The sequence below is a fragment of the Cupriavidus sp. SS-3 genome (genome assembly GCF_035818815.1).
In the GTDB taxonomy this organism is placed as follows: Bacteria; Pseudomonadota; Gammaproteobacteria; order Burkholderiales; family Burkholderiaceae; genus Cupriavidus; species Cupriavidus taiwanensis_C.
Genome location: NZ_JAYLVT010000003.1, coordinates 394,365 through 402,507, shown reverse-complemented (window position 1 = coordinate 402,507; position 8,143 = coordinate 394,365). Strand labels below are relative to the sequence as shown.

8 protein-coding genes and 1 pseudogene are annotated in these 8,143 nt (G+C 68.6%); 1 reads left to right on the top strand and 8 read right to left on the bottom strand.

The genetic code is table 11. The annotated features are described in order from the left end of the window. Nucleotides 1-149, top strand: a pseudogene (locus U9J39_RS07805) (bifunctional UDP-4-keto-pentose/UDP-xylose synthase); the annotation flags it as partial. A 66-nt stretch (nucleotides 150-215) separates the two neighbouring features. Here the strand turns inward: U9J39_RS07805 and U9J39_RS07800 are convergent. The 8 genes from U9J39_RS07800 to U9J39_RS07765 all read right to left on the bottom strand — a co-directional run bounded on the left by U9J39_RS07800 (nucleotide 216) and on the right by U9J39_RS07765 (nucleotide 8,142). Then, nucleotides 216-638 carry an Hsp20/alpha crystallin family protein gene (locus U9J39_RS07800; RefSeq protein WP_115709134.1) on the bottom strand — a complete coding sequence of 141 codons (423 nt, stop codon included), beginning with the start codon at nucleotides 636-638 and terminating at the stop codon, nucleotides 216-218. 15 nt (nucleotides 639-653) lie between these two features. Further along, entirely contained in the window at nucleotides 654-1,094 is a 441-nt protein-coding gene (locus U9J39_RS07795) for an Hsp20/alpha crystallin family protein (protein WP_115709132.1), read from the bottom strand. A 172-nt stretch (nucleotides 1,095-1,266) separates the two neighbouring features. Continuing rightward, a complete protein-coding gene (locus U9J39_RS07790) occupies nucleotides 1,267-2,355 on the bottom strand; it encodes an alpha/beta fold hydrolase (RefSeq protein ID WP_326346859.1) in 1,089 nt (362 codons plus the stop codon). 123 nt (nucleotides 2,356-2,478) lie between these two features. Further along, a complete protein-coding gene (locus U9J39_RS07785) occupies nucleotides 2,479-2,883 on the bottom strand; it encodes a hypothetical protein (RefSeq protein ID WP_116312436.1) in 405 nt (134 codons plus the stop codon). Between the two features lie 446 nt (nucleotides 2,884-3,329). Further along, nucleotides 3,330-5,228 (bottom strand): potassium transporter Kup, encoded by a 1,899-nt coding sequence (locus U9J39_RS07780; RefSeq protein ID WP_115709126.1) that lies wholly within the window; start codon nucleotides 5,226-5,228, stop codon nucleotides 3,330-3,332. A 330-nt stretch (nucleotides 5,229-5,558) separates the two neighbouring features. After that, the gene (locus tag U9J39_RS07775) at nucleotides 5,559-6,299 is read right to left on the bottom strand and encodes an ABC transporter ATP-binding protein (RefSeq protein ID WP_115709124.1); all 741 of its coding nucleotides are present in this window, start codon (nucleotides 6,297-6,299) and stop codon (nucleotides 5,559-5,561) included. Next, the gene (locus tag U9J39_RS07770; RefSeq protein WP_116312435.1) at nucleotides 6,296-7,066 is read right to left on the bottom strand and encodes an ABC transporter ATP-binding protein; all 771 of its coding nucleotides are present in this window, start codon (nucleotides 7,064-7,066) and stop codon (nucleotides 6,296-6,298) included. Before U9J39_RS07770 ends, U9J39_RS07775 begins: the two co-directional genes overlap by 4 nt. Continuing rightward, complete coding sequence (locus tag U9J39_RS07765; RefSeq protein WP_115709120.1) at nucleotides 7,063-8,142, bottom strand: branched-chain amino acid ABC transporter permease; 1,080 nt, start codon at nucleotides 8,140-8,142, stop codon at nucleotides 7,063-7,065. The genes U9J39_RS07770 and U9J39_RS07765 overlap by 4 nt, the downstream gene beginning before the upstream one ends. Between the last annotated feature and the right edge of the window lies 1 nt (nucleotide 8,143).

Here is an 8,143-nt window from a genome sequence, read left to right as displayed (position 1 = left end):
ACGTGCAGCACCGCGTGCCGAAGATCGACAACACCATCGAGGAGCTGGGCTGGCGCCCCGAGATCGGCATGGAAGCGGCGCTGCGGTGCATCTTCGAGGCGTACCGCAGCCACGTCAGCGATGCCCGCGTGCTGGTCAACCACGGCTGAGCGCTCGCGGCCCATGCAAAGCAGAACGGCGGTGCCCAGGCACCGCCGTTCTGCATCCGGGCATGCTTAGCCCACCGAGACCTCGATCCGGCGCGGCCGCGCTTCATCGCGGCGCGGGATGGTCAGCTTCAGCACGCCATCCTGCAGGTTGGCCTCGATTCCGGACGCGTCAAGGTCCGGGCTGAGCGTGAACGTGCGCGCATAGCGCGGCTGCCGTACCTCGGCATGCTGCACGCGCAGGCCCGCCGGCATTGGCAGCACCGCCTCGCCCTCGATGCGCAGGCTGCTGTCGTGCACGTTGACCTCCAGCTTCTCGCGCGGCACCCCCGGCAGGTCCGCCCACAGCGTAACGCCCGCGGCGGTTTCGAAGATGTCGACGGCGGGGATCAGCGTCATGGCCGGGGCCTCGTCGCGGCGCTGCGCCACGGCACCGCCCTGCCCGGCCGCATTGGCCTGGTCGCGCTGGACGACTTGATTCAAATCGGTCATGGCTACCTCCTCACATTAGCTGACGGTGATGGCACGCGGGCGCGAGGCCTCGCGCTTGCCGACGCTGATCGACAGGCAGCCGTTGGCGTAGCGTGCCTGCACCTTGTCGGGGTCGGCCGCCTGCGGCAGCTCGATCACACGGCGGAAGCTGCCCGCAAAGCGCTCCTGCGCGTAGGGCCGCGCCTCGGCGTCGCCCTCGGGCTGCGTCGCGGCGCGCTCGCCGCTGATGGTCAGCAGGCCCTTGTCCACCGACACCTCGAACTGCTCCGCCTTCAGGCCCGGGGCAAACACCACGATCTCGATGGAGTCGTCGGTGGTGCCGATATTGAGCGGCGGAAACGCACCGAAACGCCCGGAGCGCAGGCTCGACGGAAAGCCGCCGAACAGGCCGGCCATTTGCCGTTGCATCCGGTCGAATTCACTGAACAGATCAGTCCCGAAAATGAAGTCACTCATGGTTGGATCCTCCTTCTGTGCAGCGGGGAGGCGCACGGACGCCTTGTTTCCCGGCCGCCGGCGCGCCGGCTGGCGGGGAAGCCACAGCGCGTTGCTGCAGCGGCTGGGCAATCCTTAATTAGTGTCCGGGCCGGAGGATTTCAAGAGGGGTTGGTGCAGGCTGGCCGGCGCCTCAGGCACCGGCACGATCGAAGCCGGCCTTGCGCGCCAGCACGATGGCCTGGCCGCGGTTTTCCACTTCCAGCTTGGCGAAGATGCTGGTGATATGGTTGCGCACGGTCTTTTCGCACAGGTCGAGGTGGGCAGCGATCTGCGCGTTGTCGCGCCCCTGCGCGATCAGTTCGACGATATCGCGCTCGCGGCGCGTGAGCGCGGTGAACGCGGCGAAGGCGGGAGAGCGCGCCGGCTGCGCCAAGGGCAGGAACCCGCGCACCTCGTCGAGCCAGCGGCGCCACGCCGGCTCGTCCTCCAGCAGCAGGTGGTTGCCGCTTTCCAGCGGCACGAAGCGCGCCCCGGGAATCTCGCTGGCCATCAGGCGGCCTTCATCGAACGGCACGCGCGCGTCGCGCACCGCGTGCAGCACCAGCGTCGGGCACGATACGCGCGGCAGCAGCGCCACCACATCAATCTCGTTGAACACGCGCATGAAGCGCGCCGCATTCAGCGGCGAGGTCGACACCCGCTCCAGTTCATTGAACCAGGCATGCTGCTCGGCGGTGCCGCCGGGAATGAACTGGGTGGTGAAGAACTGGCGGAAGGCGGGGTTCTCCTGGCCCCAGCCGAGTTCGGCCAGCTTGTTCATCAGCTCCGCTTCTTCCAGCAGGCGCTGGCTCAGGTGGTCGCGCTTGAGGCGCCCGCGCGCGTAGCCGCCGTGCAGCACCAGGTGGCTGACGCGCTGCGGATGCGCCACCGCGTAGGCCACGGCGATCGATGCGCCCTGCGAGATACCCAGCAGCGGGAAATGGTCCACGCCGGTGGCGTCGACGATGGTTTCGAGATCGCGCAGCCAGGCATCGAAGGACAGGTCCACGATGTCGCGGTCGGACAGCCCGCAGCCGCGCTCGTCATAGCGGATCAGCGTATGCGTGTCGGACAGCGCCGTGATCATGTGGCTCCACACCGGGCTGCCGACGTCGAACTCCAGGTGGCTCATCCAGTTGGCCGCCTTGACCAGCGGCGCGCCGCTGCCGGTGATGGCATAGGCCAGCCGCACGCCATCGCGGCTGGTGCACAGGCGGATCTGCTGCTTGAACATCGGCATGTCGGGGCCGCGCGGGCAGGAGCTGCCTGCCGGAGGCCGCGGGCCGCGGCCGCCATGCGGGCGCGCCGCGTGACTTCCCTAGCTTAGGCAAAGGACGGGCGGCGCAAAAGCGCCGCCGCGGGTTCAGGACAGGCATTCCCCGCTGCCGCGCGCATCGCTGCGCGCGCCGTCGGTATACGGGTCACGAGAGGGGTCACGAGAGGCGGCGCGCGCGCCCTCGGTGAAGACGTCGAAACGCCCCATGCGCGCGCCGTCGGTATAGGGATCCGCCTTGCGCATTCCGTCCTGGCTCGCGTCGAAGCCGCGCACCCGGCACACGGAAAGGTTGCCGCGCGCCACCACGGGCAGCAGCGCGGTCCCTGCGTCCGGACTGCGCGCGCCCTCGGTAAATGCATCGCGCTGGGCGGCGGCGTGGCGCGGCATGGCAGCGGCCAGCGCTTCGCCATAGGCACCGGCGCGGGCCGGCTGGCTCAGGCCGGCGGCGAGTGCGGCAGCGGCAACGAGGGTGTGGGCAAGATTCCTGTGCATTGCAATCTCCAACTGCGGTAGCCGGCGGCAGGGTCAGCCGCGGCAGCTCCGTCATTCAGGCGATCGGCGGCGAAACGGCGCGGCTGCACGGGATCGCCCGTGCCGTGCAAGCCATGGCCTGGCGCCGGCCGGCTGCGATCCATCAGGGCAGCGGCATGGCGCCGGACTCCGGATTTCCGGGGGGTGCTGGGGCAGTCTGGAAGGCCGCCGCGCCGATGAGGGAACTGCCGCAAGGCGCGGGGCTGAGACAAGCTGAGGGACGCATTGTCGGACGCGGGTCGGTTGGCCGCATGAGGCTACGGTCCCGGTTCGGGCTGCCGCATGGCCGTTTTCCGGGACCTGTGCCCCGCAGCGGGCATTGCCCCCAAATGAAAAGCCCCCGGGGCGCCTGGCGGCGCAGACCCGGGGGGCTGGCGGAGCGGGCGGCGGGCGCGGCCCGCGCGCGCTCAGATCTCGACCTTGGTGCCCAGTTCGACGACCCGGTTGGCCGGGATCTGGAAGAAGTCCGACGGCTTGGCGCCGTTCTGGTGCATCCACGCGAACAGGCTTTCGCGCCACATCGGCATACCCGGCAGCTTGGACGGGATCACCGATTCGCGGGCGATGAAGAACGAGGTCTCCATCAGCTCGAAATGCATGTCCAGCTTGCGATCGGCCAGGTCCAGCACCTTCTGCACGTCCGGCGTTTCCTTGAAGCCGTATTCGGACTTGAGGATAAACACGCCGCCGCCCAGGTCCTTGCAGCTCAGGCGCTGGTCGTCGTCGACGTACGGCACGTCGCGCGTGATGAAGTTCAGGAACACCACGCGCTCATGCAGCACGCGGTTGTGCTTCAGGTTGTGCAGCAGCGAGACCGGCACCGAGTCGGTGTTGCCGGTCAGGAACACCGCGGTGCCCTCGACCCGGTGCGGCGGGTGCGCCAGCAGGCCGGCGATGAACGGCTCGAGCGGGATGCCGTCTTCCAGGCTGCGCGCGCGCAGCAGCTTGCGGCCGCTGTACCAGGTCATCAGCAGGAAGAACGCACTGCTGCCCAGCAGCAGCGGGAACCAGCCGCCTTCGGCGACCTTGAGCAGGTTGGCCGCGAAGAACGACAGGTCGACCACCAGGAAGGCCGCGCCCAGCACCGCGACCAGCGCCGGGTTCCATTTCCAGACGTTGCGCATGCACACCGTCGCCAGGATGGTGGTGATGACCATGGTGGTGGTCACCGCGATGCCATAGGCCGCCGCCAGGTTCTCGGACTTCTTGAACGAGATCACGACCGCGAACACCAGCACCAGCAGCAGCCAGTTGACCACCGGCAGGTAGATCTGGCCAATCTCCGCCGCCGAGGTATAGCGCACCCGCATGCGCGGCAGGAAGCCCAGCTGGATCGCCTGGCTGGTCAGCGAGTACGCGCCCGAGATCACCGCCTGCGAGGCGATCACGGTGGCGCAGGTGGCCAGCAGCACCATCGGGATCAGCAACAGCTCCGGCACCATCAGGTAGAACGGGTTCTCGGCCCCGGCCGGATTGTTCAGCAGCATCGCGCCCTGGCCGAAGTAGTTCAGCATCAGGCACGGCATCACCAGGATGAACCAGCCGATGCGGATCGGGCGCGCGCCGAAGTGGCCCATGTCGACATACAAGGCCTCGGCCCCGGTCAGCACCAGGAACACCGAGCCGAGCACGATGAACGCCTGCAGCGAGTGCTCCACCAGGAAGGTGATGCCGTAGTAGGGATTCACCGCCTTCAGGATTTCCGGCGCCTGCACCAGGTTGTAGACGCCCAATGCGCCCAGCGCGAGGAACCACGCCAACATCACCGGCCCGAACAGCTTGCCCACCGCGGCGGTGCCATGACGCTGGATCAGAAACAGCGCCGCGAGGATCACCAGCGTGATCGGTATCACGAATTGCGACAGCTGCGGCGCGGCGATCTCCAGCCCCTCCACCGCCGACAGCACCGAGATCGCCGGCGTGATCACCGCGTCGCCGTAGAACATGCAGGCGCCGAAGATGCCCAGCATCATCAGCACCCTGGCCTTGCCGGAGCGCGGCGCCACGGTGCGCAGCACCAGCGCCATCAGCGCCAGCACGCCACCCTCGCCGTCGTTGTCGGCCCGCATCACGAACACCACGTACTTGATCGAGACCACGATGATCATGGCCCAGAACAGCATGGAGATCACGCCCAGCACGGCGTCCGTGCTGAAGGCGATGCCGTGCTCCTTGCTGAAGCATTCCTTGAGGGCGTAAAGCGGGCTGGTGCCGATGTCGCCGAAGACGACGCCTACCGCGCCGAGCACCAGCGCGCGCGTGCTGGGGCTCTCGACAAAATAGTGGCTGGTTGTGGATTGGGTCATGAAGTTGGGTCTGCCCGACCGGAGCGCCGGCAGGTTTGTTGGCTCTGCAGCGGGCCGGTCAGATCCGGCGCAACAGCTTGCTGCGCCCGGTGCCGGTGCTGGGTGCGGTTCTTATTGCATTGCACAAACGCGCGCAATTCTAGTGGAACTGTCGACTATCGACCACTGCGGCAAACCGGGATGCCGCTTTCGTGACTTCGGAAGGATGGGAGGGAAGTGGCGGATGGTCAAGCCCCGCGAGAGCAAAACAGCGATACCTTGCGCCCGCAAGTGCCGTTGCGGCAGGGCAACAATAGTGCCTTATACGCCGCTCTCTCTTTCTCTCTCGATTCAGACGCCGAGGTAGCGGTCCAGGGCTTCGGGCTTGCCGGCCAGGTCAGAGGCGGGGCCGGACAGTACGACCCGACCCTTTTCCAGCACCACGGCACGGTCGGCGTGGGCCAGCACCGAGCGGAAATTGCGGTCGACCACCACCGAGGCGATACCGGTGGCCCGCACCGTGGCGATGACGGCCCAGATCTCGCGGACGATGCGCGGCGCCAGTCCTTCGGTGGCCTCGTCCAGCACCAGGCAGTCAGGATTGGTCATCAGCGCGCGGCCGATCGAGAGCATCTGCTGCTCGCCGCCGGACAGTTGCTGGCCGCCATGGGACAGGCGCTCCTTCAGGCGCGGGAACAGGTCGAGCACGCGCGCCTCGTCCCAGTCGTTGCGGCCATTGCAGCCCTGGCGCGCCGCCATCAGCAGATTCTCGCGCACCGACAGGCTCGGGAAGATGCCGCGCCCCTCCGGCACGTAGGCCACCCCCAGCCGCGCGACCTCGAACGGCTGCGCGCGCGAGAGATCGCGGCCGGCCACCAGGATCCGGCCCTGGCGCTGGCGCACGTGGCCGAGCAGCGTGCGCAACAGCGTGCTCTTGCCCATGCCGTTGCGCCCCAGCAGCCCGACCGTCTCGCCCGCGCCGACGGTGAAGTCGATGTCGCGCAGCACGTGGCTGGAGCCATACCAGGCGTTGATGCCGGTGGCCTCGATCATCGGCGTGGCCGCAGCCGCCGCGGAGTTCTGCAGGTTCATGCGGCCTCGTCCTCTTCCTCGCCCAGGTAGGCCACCTGGACTTCGTGGTTGGTGCGGATCGCCTGCGGGCTGCCGGTGGCGATCACGGCGCCGTTGACCATCACGGTGATGCGGTCCGCGACCGAGAACACCGCGTCCATGTCATGCTCCACCAGCAGGATGGCGTGGCCTTCGCGCAGGCCGCGCAGCAGCGCCAGCATTCGCGCCGACTCTTCCGCGCCCATGCCCGCCAGCGGCTCGTCCAGCAACAGCGCGACCGGCTGCGTGGCCAGGCACATCGCCACTTCCAGCTGGCGCTTCTGCCCGTGCGCGAGGTCGCTGGCGCGCCGGTCCGCCAGGTGCTCCAGCCCGGCGCGCTCCATGGCCTCGTCGGCCAGCGTCGCGGCGGTGCGGCAGCCCTGGGCGCTTTCCCACACCCGCCACGCGCGCTGCGCGCGCGACTGCGCCGCCAGCCGGCAGTTCTCGCGCACCGTCAGCGGCAGGAAGATGTTGTTGCGCTGGTAGCTGCGCCCCACGCCATGGCGCGCCAGCCGCGGCTGCGACCAGCCGGTCACGTCCTCGCCCTTCAGGCGCAGCCGGCCCGAGGAAGGCGGCAGTTCGCCGGACAGCATATTGATCAGGGTCGACTTGCCCGCGCCGTTGGTACCGATCACGGCGTGGATCTCATGCAGCGCCAGCGTCAGGTCGACCCCCGCGACGGCGGTCAGGCCGCCGAAGCGGCGCGTCAGCTGCTGCGCCTCCAGGATAGGGGTGGCGGGCGCGTTCATGCGGCCTCCGTATGGCTGCGCGGCTCGGCGGCGGCTTCGTCGGTGCCAGAGCCGGCATCGCCATTGCGGCGGCGCCGGCGTCCGTGCCGCAGCACCGACGGCAGGCTCACCAGCCCGCGCGGCAGCAGCGCCACCGCGACAATGATGAAGCCGCCCATCAGCAGCTGCCAGTGCTTGGTCAGGGTACTGAACCACTCGGCCAGCAGCACGAACGAGAACGCGCCCAGCACCGCGCCGGCGAGGCTGCCGACGCCGCCCAGGATCACCATCAGCATGGCGTTGCCGGACTGGTGCCACGACGCGATTTCCGGATTGACGAAGCCGAACTGGATCGCATAGAGAAACCCGGCCAGGCCCGCCAGCAGCCCGCCCGCGACAAAGGCACCAAGCTGGTAGCGATAGGTGGCATAGCCGGCCGCGCGCATGCGCTGCTCGTTGTGGCGGATGCCGACCAGCGCGTGGCCGAAGCGCGAGCGCAGCACCAGCATCAGCACCGCCACGGTCGCCAGCAGGCCCAGCCACACCAGCCAGTAGAAGTGCATCGGGTCGTTCACCGTCAGCAGGTGCTCGCCGGGCACGGGGAATTCCGGACGGAAGTAGATATAGGTGCCGTCGCTGCCGCCCGCGACCTTGGTGTCGTGGAACACGAAGTACACCATCTGCGCGAACGCCAGCGTCACCATGATGAAATACACGCCGCGCGTGCGCAGCACCAGCGCGCCCACCACCAGCGCCAGCGCGGCCGATGCCGCCAGCGCGCCGGCCAGCAGCACCCAGCCGTTGCCAGGGCCGCTCTGCGGCGCCAGCATGGCGGTGGCGTAGGCGGCCATGGCGAAATAGGCGGCATGGCCCAGGCTGACCAGCCCGGTGTAGCCGATCAGCAGCTGCAGCGAGAGCGCGAAGATCGCCATGATCATCACCTTGCTGAGCAGCTCGATATAGAACTTGTGGCTGTCCGCGGTCAGCAGCAGCGGCAGCCCGGCCAGCACCGCGAAAGCCACCACCCAGCCCAGCGCGGTGGCCAGCGTGGCGTTGCGCGCAGCGTGCCGGCGCGCCGGCAATGTCGTCGGATTCATG

What these genes read in the sequence shown, in the direction of transcription:
- U9J39_RS07800 (WP_115709134.1), bottom strand. Translation starts at nt 638, where the DNA reads ATGACCGATTTGAATCAAGTCGTCCAGCGCGACCAGGCCAATGCGGCC.
- U9J39_RS07795 (WP_115709132.1), bottom strand. Translation starts at nt 1,094, where the DNA reads ATGAGTGACTTCATTTTCGGGACTGATCTGTTCAGTGAATTCGACCGG.
- U9J39_RS07790 (WP_326346859.1), bottom strand. Translation starts at nt 2,355, where the DNA reads ATGCCGATGTTCAAGCAGCAGATCCGCCTGTGCACCAGCCGCGATGGC.
- U9J39_RS07785 (WP_116312436.1), bottom strand. Translation starts at nt 2,883, where the DNA reads ATGCACAGGAATCTTGCCCACACCCTCGTTGCCGCTGCCGCACTCGCC.
- U9J39_RS07780 (WP_115709126.1), bottom strand. Translation starts at nt 5,228, where the DNA reads ATGACCCAATCCACAACCAGCCACTATTTTGTCGAGAGCCCCAGCACG.
- U9J39_RS07775 (WP_115709124.1), bottom strand. Translation starts at nt 6,299, where the DNA reads ATGAACCTGCAGAACTCCGCGGCGGCTGCGGCCACGCCGATGATCGAG.
- U9J39_RS07770 (WP_116312435.1), bottom strand. Translation starts at nt 7,066, where the DNA reads ATGAACGCGCCCGCCACCCCTATCCTGGAGGCGCAGCAGCTGACGCGC.
- U9J39_RS07765 (WP_115709120.1), bottom strand. Translation starts at nt 8,142, where the DNA reads ATGAATCCGACGACATTGCCGGCGCGCCGGCACGCTGCGCGCAACGCC.